Source organism: Streptomyces sp. NPDC048506 (genome assembly GCF_040651315.1).
Taxonomy (GTDB): Bacteria; Actinomycetota; Actinomycetes; order Streptomycetales; family Streptomycetaceae; genus Streptomyces.
On record NZ_JBEZIX010000050.1, the window covers coordinates 54,942 to 74,605 of the forward strand.

Annotated in this window: 13 protein-coding genes; 9 read left to right on the forward strand and 4 right to left on the reverse strand. The window is 71.4% G+C overall.

Going from position 1 to position 19,664, the window contains the following annotated elements; all coding sequences use genetic code 11:
* Nucleotides 1-40 precede the first annotated feature (40 nt).
* Nucleotides 41-3,133 (forward strand): AAA family ATPase, encoded by a 3,093-nt coding sequence (locus AB0C96_RS33085; protein ID WP_362922596.1) that lies wholly within the window; start codon nt 41-43, stop codon nt 3,131-3,133.
* A 297-nt stretch (nt 3,134-3,430) separates the two neighbouring features.
* On the opposite strand, the gene AB0C96_RS33090 is transcribed toward AB0C96_RS33085, so the two are convergent.
* The 3 genes from AB0C96_RS33090 to AB0C96_RS33100 all read right to left on the reverse strand — a co-directional run bounded on the left by AB0C96_RS33090 (nt 3,431) and on the right by AB0C96_RS33100 (nt 6,040).
* On the reverse strand, nt 3,431-3,607 hold the full coding sequence (locus AB0C96_RS33090; RefSeq protein ID WP_362922598.1) for a DUF6191 domain-containing protein: 177 nt from the start codon (nt 3,605-3,607) through the stop codon (nt 3,431-3,433).
* Nucleotides 3,608-3,703: 96 nt separating this feature from the next.
* A complete protein-coding gene (locus tag AB0C96_RS33095) occupies nt 3,704-4,891 on the reverse strand; it encodes a PQQ-dependent sugar dehydrogenase (protein ID WP_362922599.1) in 1,188 nt (395 codons plus the stop codon).
* A 102-nt stretch (nt 4,892-4,993) separates the two neighbouring features.
* On the reverse strand, nt 4,994-6,040 hold the full coding sequence (locus AB0C96_RS33100; RefSeq protein WP_362922601.1) for an aldo/keto reductase: 1,047 nt from the start codon (nt 6,038-6,040) through the stop codon (nt 4,994-4,996).
* Nucleotides 6,041-6,128: 88 nt separating this feature from the next.
* Here AB0C96_RS33100 and AB0C96_RS33105 point away from each other — a divergent pair, with 88 nt between their 5' ends.
* The 8 genes from AB0C96_RS33105 (at nt 6,129) to AB0C96_RS33140 (ending at nt 17,719) form a co-directional block, all read left to right on the forward strand.
* A complete protein-coding gene (locus AB0C96_RS33105; RefSeq protein WP_362922603.1) occupies nt 6,129-7,091 on the forward strand; it encodes a 2-hydroxyacid dehydrogenase in 963 nt (320 codons plus the stop codon).
* 305 nt (nt 7,092-7,396) lie between these two features.
* Entirely contained in the window at nt 7,397-10,330 is a 2,934-nt protein-coding gene (locus AB0C96_RS33110) for an EAL domain-containing protein (protein ID WP_362922605.1), read from the forward strand.
* 208 nt (nt 10,331-10,538) lie between these two features.
* On the forward strand, nt 10,539-12,398 hold the full coding sequence (locus AB0C96_RS33115; protein WP_362922607.1) for an acetolactate synthase large subunit: 1,860 nt from the start codon (nt 10,539-10,541) through the stop codon (nt 12,396-12,398).
* Nucleotides 12,399-12,438: 40 nt separating this feature from the next.
* Nucleotides 12,439-12,963, forward strand: coding sequence for an acetolactate synthase small subunit (ilvN, locus tag AB0C96_RS33120; RefSeq protein WP_362922609.1), 525 nt, complete (start codon nt 12,439-12,441; stop codon nt 12,961-12,963).
* 111 nt (nt 12,964-13,074) lie between these two features.
* Complete coding sequence (gene ilvC / locus AB0C96_RS33125; RefSeq protein ID WP_362922611.1) at nt 13,075-14,073, forward strand: ketol-acid reductoisomerase; 999 nt, start codon at nt 13,075-13,077, stop codon at nt 14,071-14,073.
* Between the two features lie 271 nt (nt 14,074-14,344).
* Nucleotides 14,345-15,937 (forward strand): phosphoglycerate dehydrogenase, encoded by a 1,593-nt coding sequence (gene serA, locus AB0C96_RS33130; RefSeq protein WP_362922613.1) that lies wholly within the window; start codon nt 14,345-14,347, stop codon nt 15,935-15,937.
* A 159-nt stretch (nt 15,938-16,096) separates the two neighbouring features.
* Nucleotides 16,097-17,047 carry a PRC and DUF2382 domain-containing protein gene (locus AB0C96_RS33135; RefSeq protein ID WP_362922615.1) on the forward strand — a complete coding sequence of 317 codons (951 nt, stop codon included), beginning with the start codon at nt 16,097-16,099 and terminating at the stop codon, nt 17,045-17,047.
* 72 nt (nt 17,048-17,119) lie between these two features.
* On the forward strand, nt 17,120-17,719 hold the full coding sequence (locus tag AB0C96_RS33140; protein WP_362922617.1) for a TetR/AcrR family transcriptional regulator: 600 nt from the start codon (nt 17,120-17,122) through the stop codon (nt 17,717-17,719).
* Here AB0C96_RS33140 and AB0C96_RS33145 read toward each other — a convergent pair.
* The gene (locus AB0C96_RS33145) at nt 17,688-19,394 is read right to left on the reverse strand and encodes an allantoin permease (RefSeq protein ID WP_362922619.1); all 1,707 of its coding nucleotides are present in this window, start codon (nt 19,392-19,394) and stop codon (nt 17,688-17,690) included. The genes AB0C96_RS33140 and AB0C96_RS33145 overlap by 32 nt on opposite strands.
* Nucleotides 19,395-19,664 lie beyond the last annotated feature (270 nt).

A 19,664-nucleotide genomic window follows, 5' to 3' on the forward strand; every position in this document is an offset into this window, starting at 1 on the left:
CGGGAGGGAACCCCTTGCCGGAGTGTCAGACCCCTGTGCGATGCTCAGCAGCGTGGAGACCAGGTCCGTCAGTCCCGTGTTCGTCGGCCGTACGGCCGAGCTCGCCGCGTTGGGCGAGGCGCTCGCCCGGATCGCGGCGTCCGGCGAGCCCCAGGCCCTGCTCATCGGAGGCGAGGCCGGGGTCGGCAAGACCCGCCTCATCGAGGAGTTCAGCGAGGCCGCGCGTGCCCGGGGCGCGCTGGTCGCGCTCGGCGGCTGCATCGAGATCGGCTCGGAGGGCCTGCCCTTCGCGCCGTTCTCCGCGATCCTGCACACCCTCAACTGGCACCTGCGCGACGAGCTCGCCGCCGCCGTCGCCGGCCAGGAGGGCGAACTCTCCCGCATCCTGCCCGAATTGGGCGAGACGCCGGGAGAGGCGCACGACGAGGAGATCGGCCGGGCCCGGCTCTTCGAGCTGACCGCCCGCCTCCTGGAGCGGCTCGCGGCCGACCGCACCCTCGTCATCGTCATCGAGGACCTCCACTGGGCCGACCGCTCCACCCGCGAACTCCTCGCCTATCTGCTGCGCGCCCTGCACGACGCCAACGTCCTGCTGGTGGCGACGTACCGCTCCGACGACATCCACCGCCGGCACCCGCTGCGCCCGTTCCTCGCCGAGATCGACCGGATGCGCACGGTCCGGCGCATCGAGCTGGCCCGTTTCAACCGCGAGGAGGTCCGCTCCCAGATCGCCGGGATCAACGGCAGCGATCCCGAAGAGGGCACCGTGGACCGGGTCTTCAAGCGCTCCGAGGGCAACGCCTTCTTCGTCGAGGAGCTCGCCCGCAGCCTCGCCGACGGCTGTCTGCACGGCCTCAGCGACCCGCTGCGCGATCTGCTGCTGGTGCGCGTCGAGGCGCTGCCCGAGGACGCCCAGCGGGTGGTGCGGACGGCCTCCGAGGGCGGCTCCACGGTCGAACACGAACTCCTCTCCGCCGTCTGCCAGATGACCGAGGACGACCTCATCGAGGCGCTTCGGGTCGCCGTCGGCAGCAACACCCTGGTGCCCACCCAGGACGGCACGGGCTACCGCTTCCGGCACGCCCTGGTCCGCGAGGCGGTCGTCGACGACCTGCTGCCCGGCGAGCGCACCCGCCTCAACCGGCGCTACGCCGAGGCGCTGGAGGCCAACCCCTCGCTGGTCCGGGCCGACGCCTGCGCCGCCCGGTTGGCCAGTTACTGGTACAAGGCCCATGACGCCGCCAAGGCGCTGCCCGCGGTCCTCGCCGCGTCCGTGCAGGCCCGCCGCCGCCACGCCTACGCCGAGCAGCTGCGGCTGCTGGACCGCGCCCTGGAGCTGTGGGACGACGCGCCCCCGGAGGTCCGCCAGGGCGTGCGCCCGGTCGACTACGCCGAGAGCTACCCGGCCTGCGGCTGCGACGACGCTCTCCGCTTCCTCGACCTGCTCGCCGAGATCGCGGTGGCCGCCCGGCTGTCCGGCGACGGCGAACGGGCCTTCACGATCACCAAGCGCGCCCTGCGGGCCCTGCGCACGGAGAACGACCCCCTCCGCACCGCCTGGTTCCTGGTCCAGCGCTCCCGGCTCTGCCAGGGCACCGGCCGCGGAAACGGCTGGGAGGACCTCGGCCGGGCGCAGGAGCTGGTGCGCGGGCTGCCGCCGTCCTCCGTGCACGCCGAGGTGATGGCCGCTGTCGCCAGCTGGGCGATCCTGCACGAACCGGGGCCGAGCACCTTCGCCACGGCCGAACGGGCCGTGGAGTTGGCCCAGTTGGTGGGCGACGAGGAGGCCGAGCTGAACTCCCGGCTGACCCTGGCCGGGCTGCGGGTCGACTCCGGCGAGGTCGACGAGGGCCTCGCCGACCTCCGCGGCGCCCTCGACCGGGCCGTCGAGCGCGGCTACTTCGCCGTCATCGGGCGCGGCCACGTCAACCTCCCGTCCGCCTTGGAGGGCGTCGGCCGCTCCCGCGAAGCGGCCGAGGTCACCGAGCAGGGCATCGAACTCACCACCCGCTACGGCCTCAAGGACAAGACCTGCTGGGTGATGGCCAACCGCGCCGAATCCCTCCAGTCGCTGGGCCGCTGGGAGGAGGCGAGCCGAGCCGCCGCCGACAGCCGCCGGCTCGCCCAGAGCGCCCGCTCCCTCGCCCTGGCCGCCAACCGCCTCACCGACCTCGCGCTGGACGAGGGCGACCTCGCCGCCGCCGAGCGCGAACTGACCGTTGCCCGGGAGCACTACGGCACCCACGACCCCCAGCCGCAGCACGCCCTCCCGCTCGCCCAGCACGCCCTGCGCATCGCCGCCCGCCAGGGCCGGATCCTCGACGCCCGCGCGATCCTCGGCCAGGCCATGGAGCTCGGCTTCCCGCCCGGCACCCAGCGCTACGCCTGGCCGTTGCTGTGGTGGGCCACCGCCGCCGAGTCGGACGCCCGCGGGCTGCCGGCCGCCGAGCCCGGCCGGCCCGCAGTGCTGGACGGCATCCGGGACGCCGTCAAGAAGCTGCCCGGGCTCGCCCCGGTATGGGAGGCGCACCGCCTCGCGGTCGACGCCGAACTCCGCCGCGCCGAGGGCCGCGAGACCCCCGATGCCTGGGCCGCCGTGGTCGCCGCCTTTGAGCCGCTGGAGCGCCCGCACGAGCTCGCCCGGGCCTGCTACCGCTGGGCCGAGTCGCTCCTCCACGGCAGCGAACGGGCCACCGCCGGGCTGAACGGCCGCACCCCGCGCGAGGCCGCCGTGCTCCTGCTCACCCAGGCGCACACCGCCGCCGGGGAGATGGGCGCCCGCCCGCTCGTCGACGAACTGGCCCTGCTCGCCCAGCGGGCCCGTATCCCGCTGCCGGGGCTGATACCGGCGCCCGCGACCGCCGGCACCACCCGCGGTGTCGCCGGGGACGGTGCGCCCGCCGGCCCCGCACCCGCCGAGTCCCTCGGCCTGACCCCGCGCGAACGGGACGTGCTGCGCCTGGTCGCCGAGGGCCGGAGCAACCGCCAGATAGCCGACGCCCTGTTCATCTCCCCGAAGACGGCCAGCGTCCATGTCTCCAACATCCTGGCCAAGCTGGGCGTCTCCGGCCGCGGCGAGGCGGGCGCGGTGGCCCACCGCCTGCGCCTGTTCGGCGAACCGGCGGCGTCCTGACCCGACCGACGCCGGGCGCCCGACCTACCACCGCGCGCCCGACCGCCGCCGCGCACCCGCCCCGCCGTCGGGCGGTGAGCTGCTGGGATACTGCGGCGGTGGTGCCGGCGGGCGGCGGCGCGTTCGGGATGCAGAGGACGGTATGGGGGAGTCGCGCGCCGTGCTGCGGCGGGGGCTGATGTTCGGGCTACGGGCCGATCCCCCTGGCGCTGCTCGCGATGCCGGTGGTCGGTGCGGTCGCCGCGGCCCGCAGCCGGGACATCGCCGCGGCGCGGACCGGGCCCGCGGGAAGGCACCTCAGGCAGCGGGGCCGCTCCGCTGCGTCCGGATGACGACCGTCCCGGAGGAGAGGTCTATCGGGCCCTTCCCCGGGTCGCCGTCACCGATGTCGTCGACGACCAGCGTCATCTTCTGCCGCTCTTCGTCGGTGTGCTTGCGGCCCGGCGCGAACAGCTCTTCCACGATGTTGAACACGGTGCCTGCCCCCTCGTCGATGTGACGCGCACCCGTCCCCCTGGCACCCGAGTGTAGGCAGGAACGGTGAAAAGGGGATCAGAGGGACCAGCGGGATCAGGTCACCTTGAGGCGGAGGATCCGGTCGTCGCCCTTGTGCGGCTTGCCCCGGCCGTCCGTGTTGCTGGTGACCAGCCACAATCCGCCGTCACCGGTCGCCACGACGGTCCGCAGCCGCCCGTAGGTGCCCTTGAGGAAGGCCTGCGGCGCCGCCACCGGCTTCGTCCCGTTCAGCGCGATCCGCCACAGCCGCTCACCACGCAGCGACGCCATCCAGATCGAGCCCTTGGCGTAGGCGATGCCGCTGGGCGAGGCGTCCGCGGGCCGCCACTGCTCGACCGGGTCGACGAACCCGGAACCGCCCTGCCCGCCCTTCGCCTTGCCCTCGACCTCCGGCCAGCCGTAGTTCCTGCCCGGCTCGATGAGGTTGAGCTCGTCCCAGGTGTCCTGCCCGAACTCCGAGGCCCACAGCCGGTGGTCGCTGTCCCAGGCCAGCCCCTGCACATTGCGGTGCCCGTAGTCGTACACCACCGAGTCGGCCTCGGGGTTGCCGTGTACGGGCTCGCCGTCCGGCGTCATCCGCAGGATCTTGCCGCCCAGCGAGGACTTGTCCTGAGCCAGGCCGTTGTCACCGGTCTCGCCGGTCCCGGCGTAGAGCATCTTGTCCGGGCCGAACGCGATCCGGCCGCCGTTGTGGATCTGGCCCTTGGGGATGCCCCGCAGGATGGTGTCGGGCGCGCCGAGCTGGTCGCCCGGGGGGCGCTTCTCGTCGTAGATCATGCGGGCGATGCGGTTGTCCGACGCGGTGGTGAAGTACGCGTACACCTGGTGGTCGGTGCCGAAGTCGGAGGAGACCGCGAGACCCAGCAGACCGCCCTCGCCGCCCGGGTCCACGCCCGCCACCGAACCCAGCTCGGTGCTCTTCCCGGTGTCCGCCGAGATCCGGACGATCTTCCCGGTGTCACGGGAGCCGACCAGCAGATCGCCGCCCGGCAGCACCGCCACCCCCCAGGGCGACGTCAGGCCGGTGACCAGGGTCCCGACCACCTTCACCGTGCCCTTGGCGGGCGGCGCGGCGGACGTCGGCGTGGCGCTCGGCGCCCCGGCTCCGGCCGAGGCGCCGGGGCTCTTGGCCGGAGCGGCGGAACTCCCGCCGCCCTGCGGCCGGCCACCGCCCGACGAGCAGCCCGCTGCCAGGAGCAGCGAAGCGACGGCCAACACGGCGGTCTGGGAACGGCGTTGCACGACGGGGATCCTCTCGTCTTCCTGGCTGGCACCACAACATCACATCGGGCGGCGCGGCGCGGGGAATTCCCCTCCCCCCGCCGGGACGGCGTCCGGCGCCCGCTACCAGGACTGCCGCGCCGCCGGCAGCGACGCGATCTCCGCCAGGTCCTCGCCAGTCAGCCGCAGATCGGCGGCCTTGGCGTTCTGTGCGGCCCACCGCTCCTTCTTGGTGCCCGGTACGGGGACGACGTGGCGGCCCTGGGCCAGCACCCACGCCAGCGCCACCTGCCCCGGCGTCGCGCCGTAGCGGGCGCCGACCCGCCGCAGTCCGGCCACCACCGGCTGGTTCGCCGCCATCATCTCGGCGGTGAAGCGTGGGTGGCGGGCCCGTATGTCCTCCGGTTCGAAGCCCTGCCCCGGGGTGAGCGTCCCGGTCAGAAAGCCGTTGCCCAGCGGCATCGCCGCCAGGAACCCGACGCCCCGCGACTCGCACCACGGCAGCAGCGCCTCCAGCGCCTCCGGGGACCACACCGACAGCTCGGCCTGCACACTGCTGACCGGGAACACCTGCTGGATGCGCTCCAGTTGGGTCAGCGTCCCGTCGTGCAGCCCGGCACGCGGACGGACCGGACGGGCCCCCGCCGGCCCCTGTGTACGGGCCGTACGGGACAGGCGGATCTGCCGTACCGCCCGCGCACCCACCGCGCACAGCCCCAGCGACCGCACCTTCCCGGCCGCCACCAGTTCCGCCATCGCCCCCCAGGTCTCCTCGATCGGCACCTCCGGATCGGCGCGGTGGAGCTGGTAGAGGTCGATCCGGTCGGTCTGGAGCCGGCGCAGTGAGGCGTCGCAGGCCCGCTTGACGTAACCGGGCCGCCCATTGGCGACGATGTGCTGGTCGCCGACGAGCAGCCCGCACTTGGTCGAGACGAACGCCTCCGCCCGCCGCTCCTTGAGCACCCGCCCCACCAGCAGCTCATTGGTGAACGGCCCGTACATGTCGGCGGTGTCCAGCAGGCTGCAACCCCGGTCCAGCGCGGCGTGCACCGCCCGCAGTGACCCCTCCTTGCCGCGCTGCGACTCGGTGTACCCCCAGCTCATCGGCATACAGCCGAGCCCGATGGCGCCCACTTCGAGCGCCGCCGCACCGATTGTCCTGCGCTCCACCTGGCTGTGCCTCCGTCCCCTCGCCCCCGATCAAGGGCCAGACCAAACTAACGTCTGGGAAGAACATTCCTTCGCATAGCCTCAGGTCATGACAACCGCAGCGCAGCGTGGCGACGCGAACGACGTATGGCTCCCGATCCCGCCCGACGAGATCGACGGGCTCCCCGACGGGTTCCACTACGTCCACTGGGACGCCGGCCCCAACTACCCGGCGGACCCTGCCCGGTGTGTCTTCTACGTCGTTCCCTACATGAAGGGCGTGGCGGCCTGCCTGCGCCCGCTGTCCCGGATGACCCGGGTCCGGGTCGTACAGACCCTCACAGCGGGGATCGACCACATGCTCCCCGGACTGCCGCAGATGCCGTCCGGCGCCCGGCTGTGCAACGCCCGTGGTCTGCACGACGCCAGCACCGCCGAGCTCGCGCTCACCCTGATCCTGGCGGCGCTGCGCGACGTCCCCGGGTTCGTACGGAGCCAGGACGCGGGGGAGTGGCGGCCCGGCTTCCGTCCCGCTCTTGCCGACAAGTCGGTCCTCATCGTGGGCTATGGTTCGATCGGCAGTGCCATAGAAGACCGGCTCACACCCTTTGAATGTGCGCGGGTGGTGCGCGTCGCTCGCACCGCGCGTGACACAGTGCGCGGTCCCGTGCACCCACTCTCCGACCTGTCCGCCCTCCTGCCCGAGGCGGACGTCGTCGTCCTCGCCGCTCCGCTCACCGACGAGACCCGTGGCCTGGTAGGACGCGATTTCCTGGCCCGGATGAAAGAGGGCGCACTGCTGGTGAACGTCGCGCGCGGTGCGATCGTCGACACCGGGGCGTTGCTCGCCGAACTGGAGTCCGGGCGCCTGCGCGCGGCGCTCGACGTCACCGATCCGGAACCCCTGCCAGCCGGGCATCCGCTGTGGCACGCTCCCGGCGTGCTCATCACTCCCCACGTCGGTGGCCCCAGCTCTGCCTTCCTGCCTCGTGCGAAGCGGCTGCTGCGCGAGCAGTTGACGCTCTTCGCGGCCGATCGGCCCCTGCGGAACGTGATCGCCACCGTCGACTGAGCCGGTTGCGCGTAGCGCTACGAGGCCGTACGACTGCAAGGGGTATTCAAATTCCGCCCCTAGTCACGCTCCGTAGAGGGACTATGTCCCTGAGTGACGGAACTGGTGTATCGTCCCGAGCGGGGACGACGCCGGACGAAAACGGCGCGATGTGAAAGATCCGGAACGCGAGGGGGGCGACGGGCGATGTACGGCCGATGGATGATCCGCGTGATGCGCGATCCACGGGCGCCCGCGGGAACGCGACGAGGCTTCCGGGCACACCGCTCGCGACGGCACCCGGTACGGGACAGCAGGAGAACACGGTGAGCGCCCCCGGGGCGATGCTCTCCAGGCCGCCGGCGCCGGCCGGCAGTCCGTCGAGCGCGGTGCCGCAGGTCGTCCTGGCTGTGGTCTGCGGCGGCTACGCCCTCGGCGCCGCCTTCGGCTGGGGCTCTCCGCAAATCGCGGTGTTCATGGGGGACTTCGGGCTCAGCTTCGCGGCCCTGGTGGCGGCCGTCTCCTGCGGCCTGTACGCGCGCCGGCACCGCAGCCGGTTCCGTCCGGCCTGGATGCTGTTCGGCGTCTCCTCCGGGATGGCCGGCCTCGGCAACGGCGTCTGGGGCTGGTACGAGGTCGTCAAGGGGACGACGGTGCCCAGCCCCTCGCTGGCGGACTTCTGCTTCCTGCTGTTCGCGCCGCCGGCCATCGTGGGCCTGCTGGTGCTCGCCAAGCGGCCCGTGACCAGGGCCGGTTGGGTCTGCCTGGGCCTGGACTCCTGGCTGATCGCCGGGTCCCTGCTCACTCTCTCATGGAGCCTGGCGCTCGCGCACACCGCCCACTTCCACGGCCGCAGCGTGGCGCAGAGCGCGCTGTCGCTGGCCTATCCGCTGCTGGACATCGTCCTGGTGAGCATGGTGCTCGCGCTGCACTTCCGGCGCTCCTCCGTCCACCGCTCGGCCATCAACACGGCAGTCGCCGCACTGGCGTTGACGGTGCTGTGCGACGCGCTGTTCAGCTCACCGCTGCTGCGCGAGCACTACCGCTCCGGGCAGATCCTGGACGCGGGGTGGTTCGCCGGCTCGATACTGCTGGCGTACGCACCCTGGGTCGCCCGCCGTTCCGGCGAGGAGGACCTGGACGACGTCGAGCCGGTCGGGGCCGTCGAGCCCGCCGCCCGCCGTCCGCAGCTGCACGGCAGCCGTCCCATCGCCGGCTCGCTCGCGGCGCTCACCCCGTACCTGGCCGCCGCGGTGTGCACCCTCGGCATCCTCACCAACGTGCTGGACGGACGGCAGATCGACCGGGTGGTGCTCTTCACCGGCTGCACGGTCGTCCTCGCACTCGTCGTCCGCCAGGGCATCATGCTGCTCGACAACATCACCCTCACCCAGGAGCTGGCGCAGAAGGAGAACCACTTCCGCTCCCTGGTGCAGGGCTCCAGCGACGTCATCATGATCGCCGCGCCGTCCGGTGTGCTGCGATACGTCAGCCCGGCCGCCGCCGGGGTCTACGGGCGGGACGCCGAGGAACTGGTCGGCTCCGAGCTGGCGGCGTTGATCCACCCCGAGGACCTCGGGCGGGTCGTCCACGAGGTCCGCCGCTTCCTCGCCGCCGACCCGCAGGACGAGCCGACCACCCGCATCGAGTGCCGCTTCCGCGCCGGCGCCCGGCGCTCCGGCGGCGACGGCTGGCTGAACGTCGAATCCACGGTCAACCGCCACCACGGCGGCCTGATCTTCAACTCCCGCGACGTCACCGAGCGGGTCCGGCTACAGGCCCAGCTCCAGCACAACGCCTCCCACGACGCGCTCACCGACCTGCCCAACCGCGCCCTGTTCACCGAGCGGGTCACCAAGGCCGTCACCGGCCGCCGGGCCAGCGACCACGACACCGCCGTGCTCTACATCGACCTCGACGGCTTCAAGCAGGTCAACGACACCATCGGCCATCAGGCGGGCGACGAACTGCTGGTGCAGGCCGCCCGGAGGCTGGGCGAATCGGTGCGCTCCGGCGACATAGCGGCGCGGTTGGGCGGCGACGAGTTCGCCGCGCTGATCACCGGCGACGGCACCCGCGACCGCGCGGCCCGAGAGTTCCGCGTCCATGAGATCGCCGACCGCCTGCGCATCAAGCTCTCCGAGCCGTACCGCATCGACGGCCGGGACGTCCGGGTGGCGGCCAGCATCGGCGTGGCGTTCGCCGATCCCGGCGTCACCCCCGCCGGCCTGCTGCGCAACGCCGACCTCGCGATGTACCGCGCCAAGCAGGCCGGCAAGGGCCGGGTGGAGATGTACGCCCCGCAGATGCAGGACGAGGTGGCGCACCGCGCCGAGCTCGCCACCAAGCTGCGGACGGCCCTGAAGGACGGCGAGTTCGCGCTGCTGCACCAGCCGGTGGTGGAGCTGGCCAGCGGGCGGGTCACCGCGGTCGCGGCACACGCCCGCTGGCGCTCGGCGCAGGGGATACTCTTCACGCCCTCCGAGTTCCTGCGGGTGGGCGACCGCGGCCGGTTCCGCGATGACGGGGACCGCGCCGCGGAGCTGGAGCGCTGGCAGCTGGAGGAGGCGGTCGAGCAGGCCGCCGCGCGGCACCGCGCCGGCCATCAGGTCCCGGTCGCGGTCCGGGTCTCGGCCCGGCGGCTGTTGGACCGTGCGCTGTCCCCCAAGGGCATCGAATCGCTGCTCACCCGGCACGGGCTGCCCTCGCCCGCACTCGTCCTGGAATTGTCCGAAAGCGACCCCCGGCTCCCGCTGGACGACCTGGAGCGCCGGCTGGTGGCGCTGCGCCGGCTCGGCGTACGGGTCGCCCTGGACGGCTTCGGCAGCGGCTACGCCGCGATCAGCGCCCTGCGCCGGCTGCCCATCGACGTGCTGCGGCTGGACCGCGGGCTGGTCGACGGCGTGGTGGAGTCCGCCCGACTGCACAAGATCACCGCCGGGTTGCTGCGGATCGCCGGTGACCTGGGCATGCAGTCCGTCGCGGACGGTGTCGATCTGCCCGAGCAGGTGCTCGCGCTGCGCTCCATGGGCTGCACACACGGCATGGGCATGGCCTTCTCCGGTCCGCTCGACGAACACCGGCTGCGCCGGACCCTGGCGCACTCCGGCTACCCGGTGCCTGACCTGGCAGGACAGGGGCGGGCAGTGGTGCTCAGCGGCAGTGGCCTGCCCGTTCGGCACGGCGGGCTGGCGGGTCCGGACGCGTTGGTGCATCCGCCATTGCGCTCAAATAGTGAGACCTCCGTCCCACCCACTTGACACTCGGTGCACGACAGGGGGAGGGTCAGTGCCATGCGCACCCGAATTCTCGTACTTGGAAAGCGCGTCGGCTGAAGCTGGGCCCTGAAGACACCCAGCTGACCGCACCGACGCGCTCCCCTCGCTTGCCTCCCGGCACGAGGGGTTTTTTGTTGCATAGCAACCACGCAAATCCCGCCAAAACCCTCAGCTTCGAGAAGAGACGCAGATGACCGAGCAGGCCTCCGGGGCCCACCATCCGCAGCCGCGGGCCCGTACCGCCGGCGGACCGCAGCAGTCCGCCACCGTCGAGCACGTCACGGGCGCGCAGTCCCTCATCCGTGCGCTGGAGGAGGTCGGGGCCGACACCGTGTTCGGCATCCCCGGCGGTGCGATCCTGCCCGCGTACGACCCGATGATGGACTCCTCGAAGGTCCGGCACATCCTGGTCCGCCACGAGCAGGGCGCCGGGCATGCCGCCACGGGATACGCCCAGGCCACCGGCAAGGTCGGCGTGTGCATGGCCACCTCGGGCCCGGGCGCCACCAACCTCGTCACCCCGATCGCCGACGCCCACATGGACTCCGTCCCGCTGGTCGCGATCACCGGTCAGGTCGCCTCCAAGGCGATCGGCACGGACGCCTTCCAGGAGGCGGACATCTGCGGCATCACGATGCCGATCACCAAGCACAACTTCCTGGTCACCGACCCGGCCGAGATCCCCAAGACGATCGCCGAGGCGTTCCACATCGCCTCCACCGGCCGCCCCGGCCCGGTCCTGGTCGACATCGCCAAGGACGCCCTCCAGGCGCAGACCACCTTCAGCTGGCCGCCGCACACCGATCTGCCCGGCTACCGCCCGGTCACCAAGCCGCACGCCAAGCAGATCCGTGAGGCCGCCCGGCTGATCGTCGAGGCGAAGCGCCCGGTGCTCTACGTCGGCGGCGGTGTCCTCAAGGCCGGCGCCACGACCGAGCTGAAGGTGCTGGCCGAGCTGACCGGGGCGCCGGTCACCACCACCCTGATGGCGCTGGGCGCGTTCCCCGACAGCCACCCCCAGCACGTCGGCATGCCCGGTATGCACGGCTCGGTCACCGCCGTCACCGCGCTCCAGAAGTCCGACCTGCTGATCACCCTCGGCGCCCGCTTCGACGACCGGGTCACCGGCAAGCTGGACTCCTTCGCGCCGTACGCCAAGGTCGTGCACGCGGACATCGACCCGGCGGAGATCGGCAAGAACCGCGCCGCGGACGTGCCGATCGTCGGTGACGCCCGTGAGGTGATCGCCGATCTGATCGTGGCCGTCCAGGCCGAGCACGACGCCGGGCACAAGGGCGACTACAGCGCCTGGTGGAAGGACCTCAACCGCTGGCGGGACACCTACCCGCTCGGGTACGACCTGCCGGAGGACGGCAGCCTCTCCCCGCAGCAGGTCATCGAGCGGATCGGCAAGCTCGCCCCGGCCGACACGATCTACGCCGCGGGCGTCGGCCAGCACCAGATGTGGGCCGCCCACTTCATCGACTACGAGCGGCCCGCGACCTGGCTGAACTCCGGTGGCGCCGGGACGATGGGCTACGCGGTTCCGGCCGCGATGGGCGCGAAGGCCGGGCAGCCGGACCGTACGGTCTGGGCGATCGACGGCGACGGCTGCTTCCAGATGACCAATCAGGAACTGGTCACCTGCGCGCTGAACAACATCCCGATCAAGGTCGCGATCATCAACAACGGCGCGCTGGGCATGGTCCGCCAGTGGCAGACCCTGTTCTACAACCAGCGCTACTCCAACACCGTGCTGCACAGCGGCCCCGAGGCGGACGGCAAGCAGCCGAGCGCCGGCACCCGCATCCCGGACTTCGTGAAGCTGTCCGAGGCGATGGGGTGCGTGGCGATGCGCTGCGAGGACCCGGCCGAGCTGGACAAGGTCATCGAAGAGGCCAACGCCATCAACGACCGCCCGGTCGTGATCGACTTCATCGTCCACGAGGACGCCCAGGTGTGGCCGATGGTCGCCGCCGGCACCTCCAACGACGAGGTCATGGCCGCCCTGGGCGTGCGTCCCGACTTCGGCGACAGCGAAGACGACTGAGCCCAGGACGACACGGACGCACGGAAGAAGAGAGAAGACCATGTCCAAGCACACGCTCTCCGTCCTGGTGGAGAACACCCCCGGCATCCTCGCCCGGATCGCCGCGCTGTTCTCCCGCCGCGGCTTCAACATCGACTCGCTCGCCGTCGGGGTCACCGAGCACCCCGACATCTCCCGCATCACCATCGTGGTGAGCGTCGAGTCGCTGCCGCTGGAGCAGGTCACCAAGCAGCTCAACAAGCTCGTCAACGTCCTGAAGATCGTCGAGCTGGAGCCGGCCCACGCGATCCAGCGCGAACTGGTCCTGGTGAAGGTCCGCGCGGACAACGAGACCCGTTCGCAGATCGTCGAGATCGTCCAGCTCTTCCGCGCCAAGACGGTGGACGTCTCGCCGGAGGCCGTCACCATCGAGGCCACCGGATCCAGTGAAAAGCTGGAGGCGATGCTCAAGATGCTGGAGCCGTTCGGCATCAAGGAACTGGTGCAGTCCGGCACCATCGCCATAGGCCGTGGTGCCCGGTCCATCACCGACCGCTCGCTGCGCGCCCTGGACCGCACGGCCTGATCCACCCGTCCGCCGCGGCCCGACCGGACCGTATGGCGAGACCCACCGACCTTCCTCACCCTGCCCGACGTACTGTGTGGGCACCCCGCTAGATCCAAGGAGAGACCCGAAGTGGCCGAGCTGTTCTACGACGCCGACGCCGACCTGTCCATCATCCAGAACCGCAAGGTCGCGGTGATCGGCTATGGAAGCCAGGGCCACGCCCACGCGCTGTCCCTGCGCGACTCGGGCGTCGACGTGCGCGTCGGTCTGCACGAGGGCTCCAAGTCCAAGGCGAAGGCCGAGGAGCAGGGCCTGCGCGTGGTGACGCCCGCCGAGGCGGCCGCCGAGGCCGACGTCATCATGATCCTCATCCCGGACCCGATCCAGGCCAAGGTCTACGAGGAGTCCATCAAGGACAACCTCAAGGACGGCGACGCGCTGTTCTTCGCCCACGGCTTCAACATCCGCTTCGGCTTCATCAAGGTCCCGGCCGGTGTGGACGTCGCCCTGGTCGCCCCCAAGGGCCCGGGCCACCTGGTCCGCCGTCAGTACGAAGAGGGCCGCGGCGTCCCGGCGATCGCCGCCGTCGAGCAGGACGCCTCCGGCAACGCGTTCGCCCTGGCGCTCTCCTACGCCAAGGCCATCGGCGGCACCCGTGCCGGTGTCATCAAGACCACCTTCACCGAGGAGACCGAGACCGACCTCTTCGGCGAGCAGGCGGTGCTCTGCGGTGGCGCCTCGGCGCTGGTCAAGGCCGGCTTCGAGACGCTGGTCGAGGCGGGCTACCAGCCGGAGATCGCGTACTTCGAGTGCCTGCACGAGCTGAAGCTGATCGTGGACCTCATGTACGAGGGCGGCCTGGAGAAGATGCGCTGGTCGGTCTCCGAGACCGCCGAGTGGGGCGACTACATCACCGGTCCGCGCGTCATCACCGACGCCACCAAGGCCGAGATGAAGAAGGTGCTCACCGAGATCCAGGACGGCACCTTCGCCAACAACTGGATGGCGGAGTACAACGCCGGCCTGCCGAAGTACAACGAGTACAAGAAGGCCGACGAGAACCACCTGCTGGAGACCACCGGCAAGCAGCTCCGGAAGCTGATGAGCTGGGTGGACGACGAGGCGTAAGCCGTTGGACAGGGGGTCGCGAGCCACTCGCGGCCCCCTCGTCCGTGTGCCCGCCGAATGCGCCGCACTCGGCGCGTTGTCCACCGCGTAGAACCACGCACGGGTGATCCTTCCGCAACGGCACAGGACGCGCCCCGCACCGCCACTACACTGCCAATCACAAGCGCGTCAGGCTCACAGCGTCGTGCGTCTTCCACGCGGCTTTTCCCCTTCACCGCCTTCGGCCGTCGGGACGGCCGTCCGCGAAGGACTAGTGAGGACTGAAGACCACGTGAGCTCGAAACCTGTCGTACTGATCGCCGAAGAGCTGTCGCCCGCCACGGTCGACGCCCTCGGCCCGGACTTCGAGATCCGGCACTGCAACGGCGCGGACCGCGCCGAGCTGCTCCCCGCCGTCGTCGATGTCGACGCCATCCTCGTGCGCAGCGCGACGAAGGTCGACGCCGAGGCGATCGCCGCCGCCAAGAAGCTGAAGGTCGTCGCCCGTGCGGGCGTGGGCCTGGACAACGTCGACGTCTCCGCCGCCACCAAGGCCGGCGTGATGGTCGTGAACGCCCCGACCTCCAACATCGTCACCGCCGCCGAGCTCGCCTGCGGTCTGCTGGTCGCCACGGCCCGGAACATCCCGCAGGCCAACACCGCGCTGAAGAACGGCGAGTGGAAGCGCAGCAAGTACACCGGCGTCGAGCTCAGCGAGAAGACCCTCGGCGTGGTCGGCCTCGGCCGGATCGGCGTCCTGGTCGCCCAGCGGATGTCGGCGTTCGGCATGAAGGTCGTCGCCTACGACCCGTACGTGCAGCCGGCCCGTGCCGCGCAGATGGGCGTCAAGCTGCTGGCCCTGGACGAGCTGCTGGAGGTCGCGGACTTCATCACCGTCCACCTCCCCAAGACGCCCGAGACCGTCGGTCTCATCGGTGACGAGGCGCTGCACAAGGTCAAGCCGAGCGTCCGGATCGTCAACGCCGCGCGCGGCGGGATCGTCGACGAGGCGGCGCTGGCCAGCGCCTTGAAGGAGGGCCGGGTCGCCGGCGCGGGCCTGGACGTCTACGCCGTCGAGCCCTGCACGGACTCCCCGCTCTTCGAGTTCGACCAGGTCGTCGCCACTCCGCACCTCGGTGCGTCGACCGGCGAGGCGCAGGAGAAGGCGGGCATCGCGGTCGCCAAGTCGGTGCGCCTGGCGCTCGCCGGCGAGCTGGTGCCGGACGCGGTCAACGTCCAGGGCGGAGTGATCGCCGAGGACGTCAAGCCGGGGCTGCCGCTGGCCGAGCGGCTGGGCCGGATCTTCACCGCGCTGGCCGGCGAGGTCGCCATGCGGCTCGACGTCGAGGTGTACGGCGAGATCACCCAGCACGACGTCAAGGTGCTCGAACTCTCCGCGCTCAAGGGCGTGTTCGAGGACGTCGTGGACGAGACGGTGTCGTACGTCAACGCCCCGCTGTTCGCGCAGGAGCGCGGCGTCGAGGTGCGCCTGACGACCAGCAGCGAGTCGCCCGAGCACCGCAACGTGGTGACCGTGCGCGGCACCCTCGCGGGCGGCGAGGAGGTGTCGATCTCCGGCACGCTGGCGGGCCACAAGAACGTCCAGAAGATCGTGGCGGTCGGCGAGCACTCCATCGACCTCACGCTCGCCGACCACATGGCGTTCATGCGCTACACCGACCGCCCCGGCGTCGTCGGCACCGTCGGCCGGATCCTGGGCGAGGCGGGCATCAACATCGGTGGCATGCAGGTCTCCCGGGCCGACGTCGGCGGCGAGGCGCTGGTCGTGCTGACCGTCGACGACACCATTCCGGCGAACGTCCTGAACGAGATCTCCGAGGAGATCGGCGCGACCTCGGTGCGCGCGGTGAACCTCGGCCACTGACGGCAGGTCTTCGCAGGTCACCCGGCCCGGACCCCGCTTCGGCGGAGTCCGGGCCGGTTCGCGTGCGCATTTGCGCGTCCCCGCCGGGCGACGCGCAATGGGAACGGGGCACCAGCGCGCACGCCCCCGCCGGCGCGGGCGGGAAGGAGAACGGACGCCATGAACGCACCCCTGAGGGACGCCCCGCAACGGCTGACCGGCCTGCACGTGGTCGACGCGAACGGTGCGAAGGTGGGCACGGTCCAGCAGGTCTACCGGGACGACGCCACCAACGACCCCGAGTGGATCACCGTGCGCACCGGACTGTTCGGCATGAAGGAGACCTTCATCCCGCTCGCCGGGGCCCGCCGGACCGGCGACGAACTGCGTGTTCCGTACGCCAGGGAGACCATCAGGGCCGCACCGCGGATCGACGCCGACGGCCATCTCGACCCCTCCGAGGAGGCCGAGCTCTACCGCCACTACGGGATACCCCGCCCGGGTGCGATCGGCCCCGGTGGCCCCGGTGACCCGGCCGACCCCGTCGGGCGGGAGAGCGTCGCCACGGAGCCCACGCACTCCCTCGACACACCGCGGGCCGACGCCAGGACCCGGGCCATGGCGGACACCGCGCACCCCGTCCCGGCCGCCGGGGAGCGCAACAAGCTGATCGACCGGCCGCCCGCCGGGGCGGGCGCGGTCTCCCGTGGCCGTGCCGACACCCGGCCGGGTACGGCGCAGCAGCCCGAGATGGTGCTGTCCGAGGAGCAGCTGGAGATCGGCACCGAGGAGCGGGTGAGCGGCCGGGCCCGCCTGACCAAGCACATGGTCACCGAGGAGGTGCACCGGACCGTGCCGGTGACCCACGAGGAGGTGCGGTTGGTCCGCGAGAAGATCACCGAGGAGGACCGGCGGGCGGGCCGGACCGGGCCGCGGTCCGGTGGCGGACCGTCCGAGGTCGTGCTCCACGAGGAGCAGCCCACGGTCAGCAAGAAGATGGTGCCGGTCGAGCGGGTGTGGCTGGAGACCGAACGGGTCACCGAACAGGTCGAGGTCACCGCCGAGATCCGCAAGGAGGAGGCGGAGATCGAGGGCGGCACGGGTGGCCCCGGCCCAGACCGGTCGAGCTGACACCACCCCCGCTATACGTACGTTTAAGACACCCGTCTGGTACGGGCGTACGTACGGGACTAGGCTGCTGTCATGGGACACCGTGAAGACCTGCTGGAAGGCGCCAAGCGCTGCCTCCTGGAGAAGGGGTACGCGCGCACCACCGCGCGCGACATCGTGGCCGCCTCCGGCGCCAACCTCGCCTCCATCGGATACCACTACGGCTCCAAGGACGCCCTGATGCGTCAGGCGGTCATCGCCTCCAGCGAGGAGTGGGGCGCGAGCGTGGCCCAGCTGCCGGCCGCCGGTGACACCGGGCGGCCGGCGGACGCGGACCCGCTGGAGCGGTTCGCCGCGGTCTGGGACAACGTCCTGCAACGGATCGCCACGGAACGGGAGTTCATCGCCGCGCAGGTGGAGGTGCTGGGCCTGCTGCCGCGCGACGCGGCGCTCCGTGAGGCGATCGGCGAGGTGCTGCCGGAGGGCGGCGAGGGACTCGTCGCGATCTTCGAGGGGGTGCCGGACACCGAGGTCGACCCGGAGGCGGCCCGGGTCGTCGGCTCCTTCTACCAAGCGCTGCTCACCGGCCTGATGGTGCAGTCGCTGATCGCCCCGGACGCCATGCCGTCCGGGCGCGACCTGGCGACCGCGCTGCGCCGGGTCACCTCGGGAGAGGTGCTGGGGAAGGAGTGACCGTCCGCTCCGCGGCGGGCAGCAGGTGGTCACCGCGGCGGTCGGTGCTCAGGCACAGCGAGCAGACCACCGCGTCGTGGGTCCGGCAGGCGGCGAGGTCCGGGCGCTCGAAGTCCTGCCGGCACACGTGGCAGGTGGAGGTCGTGGCGCTGGGGTTGCCGTCCGCGTCCAGCATCGGCTCCTCGATCCCGTCGTCGGCGCGCCGCAGGTAGTACCGGCCCTTGGTGGCCACGGCCATCAGCGGGGTGACGACGAAGGCGATCAGCGCCGCCGCGACCGGTGAGTACGGCTGGAGGGTGTCGCCCAGCGCGTGGAAGTACATCGCGATGGACAGCCCGGAGGCGGCGACGAACGCCACCACGCCCACGGGGTTGACCGCGTACAGCATGCCCCGGCGGAACTCGGGGGCGTGCGGGGACAGCTTCAGCAGGTACTTGTTGACGATGATGTCGGTGGCGACGGTGACGACCCAGGCGATGGCGCAGTTGGAGTAGAAGCCCAGGATCGCGTTGAGGAAGCTGAACATGTCGGCCTCCATCAGCACCAGCGCGAACGCCAGATTGGCCAGCACGAAGACCATCCGGCCCGGGTAGCGCTTGGTGATCCGGGTGAAGGAGTTGGTCCACGCCAGCGAACCGGAGTAGGCGTTGGTGACATTGATCTTGATCTGGCTGATCACGACGAGCGCCACGGCCAGCGGGACCACCAGCCACGACGGCAGCATCGCGGTGAAGGCACCGGTGAACTGCTGGATCGGCTCGGTGGCCGCGGCCGGGCCCACCTTCGCCAGGATGTAGACGGCCAGGAAGAGCCCGATGGCCTGCTTCAGCGCGCCCAGCACCACCCAACCGGGCCCGGCCATCACCACCGCCGTCCACCAACTGCGCTTGTTCGCCTCGGTCTTGGGCGGCATGAAGCGCAGATAGTCGATCTGCTCACCGATCTGCGCGATCAGCGACAGGCAGACGCCCGCGCCCAGCAGCACCGACGCGGTGTCGACGCCGCCGTGGCCGCCGGTGCCCGCGTACGACACGAAGCGGTGCACCGTGCCCGGGTCGGTGGCGACCAGGTACAGCAGCGGCCCCACCATCAGCAGCAGCCAGACGGGGGTCGTCCATACCTGGAGTTTGCTGAGCGCCTTCATCCCGTAGACGACCAGCGGGATCACCATGAACGTGGAGACCAGATAGCCCAGCCACAGCGGCAGTCCGAGGCCCAGCTTCAGCCCCTGCGCCATGATCGAGCCTTCGAGCGCGAAGAAGATGAAGGTGAAGCTGGCGAAGATGACGCTGGTCAGCACCGAGCCGTAGTACCCGAAGCCGGAGCCGCGGGTGATCAGGTCGAGGTCGATGTTGTAGCGCGCGCCGTAGTAGGCGAGCGGAAAGCCGGTGACGAAGATGACCACGGCCGCGACGAGGATCGCGGCCAGCGCGTTCCCGGTGCCGTGGGCGAGGCCGATGCCGGCGCCGATGGAGAAGTCGGCCATGTACGCGATCCCGCCGAGCGCGGTGGTCGCCACCACCATCGGGGTCCAACGGCGGTAACTGCGCGGGGCGAACCGGAGGGTGTAGTCCTCCAGGGTTTCCGCGGCGCTTGGCTGACTTCCCACGTTCTTGTCCGCGGCGCCGCGCGTGTTGCTCTCCGCTGCGGCGTCTTCCACCACCACTTCGGTCATGCCGCCTCCTCAGGCGCCGGGGCTCTCGTCGTAGGCCCGGACGTTATGAAGCGCGTGTTTCCGCCGCCGACTTGGCGGATGAACCGGAGGTTTCCGCTGCGCATGGCTGGCTTCCCACGTTTTCGTCTGCGGCGCCGTGTGTCGTCTCGCCGTTGCGCCTGCGGCGGGCGTGGTGTTGTTGGGTGCGGTGACGGGCCTCCGGGGCAGGGGTGTGGGACTGCTTCGCTTTACGTCCCACACCCCTGCCCCTCCGGCCCGTCCCCTCCCGTG

Excerpts from the sequence above, each read along its gene's own strand:
- AB0C96_RS33085 (WP_362922596.1), top strand. The coding sequence starts at position 41 with ATGCTCAGCAGCGTGGAGACCAGGTCCGTCAGTCCCGTGTTCGTCGGC.
- AB0C96_RS33105 (WP_362922603.1), top strand. The coding sequence starts at position 6,129 with ATGACAACCGCAGCGCAGCGTGGCGACGCGAACGACGTATGGCTCCCG.
- AB0C96_RS33115 (WP_362922607.1), top strand. The coding sequence starts at position 10,539 with ATGACCGAGCAGGCCTCCGGGGCCCACCATCCGCAGCCGCGGGCCCGT.
- ilvN (WP_362922609.1), top strand. The coding sequence starts at position 12,439 with ATGTCCAAGCACACGCTCTCCGTCCTGGTGGAGAACACCCCCGGCATC.
- AB0C96_RS33135 (WP_362922615.1), top strand. The coding sequence starts at position 16,097 with ATGAACGCACCCCTGAGGGACGCCCCGCAACGGCTGACCGGCCTGCAC.
- AB0C96_RS33140 (WP_362922617.1), top strand. The coding sequence starts at position 17,120 with ATGGGACACCGTGAAGACCTGCTGGAAGGCGCCAAGCGCTGCCTCCTG.
- AB0C96_RS33145 (WP_362922619.1), bottom strand. The coding sequence starts at position 19,394 with ATGACCGAAGTGGTGGTGGAAGACGCCGCAGCGGAGAGCAACACGCGC.